Source organism: Streptomyces sp. SID12501 (assembly GCF_010550245.1).
Classification (GTDB): Bacteria; Actinomycetota; Actinomycetes; order Streptomycetales; family Streptomycetaceae; genus Streptomyces.
On record NZ_JAAGLU010000765.1, the window covers coordinates 1 to 424 of the forward strand.

At 73.8% G+C, this 424-nt stretch carries 1 pseudogene; it reads left to right on the forward strand.

What is annotated here, in order from left to right:
• Positions 1-36 precede the first annotated feature (36 nt).
• Positions 37-424 (forward strand): annotated as a pseudogene (locus G3I71_RS48355) (two-component sensor histidine kinase); the annotation flags it as partial.

The window sequence follows — 424 nt, forward strand, 5'->3', positions numbered from 1 at the left end:
GCTCGCGAAGGCCCCCCTCGGCGAGGACGGGACGCGATGCGCGCGCTGAGCAGCCTGCGCTGGAAGATCGCGCTGACCACCACGCTCGTGTGCTGCGCGGTCGCCGCCGTACTGGGCGTGCTGGTGCACAACGTGGTCGCCGAGCAGATCTCCGGCGAGGTCCGCAAGGACGTCTACCGGGACCTCGACCACGCCCTCGGCCACTACGAGTACGGCACCGCGCACGGTGACATCGCGGTCGCCCTGGACCCGCCCGCCCTGCCCGCACCGCTGCGCCGGCTCGTCGCGCGCGGACAGACCGGCAGCATGGTCGGCGAGTACCGGGGCGAACCCGTCATGTGGGGGGCCGGGCCCGCCGACCGGAAGGCCCTCGCGGTGTGGATCCCGTACGAGGGGACGCGCGAGCGGCTCCGCGACATCGACA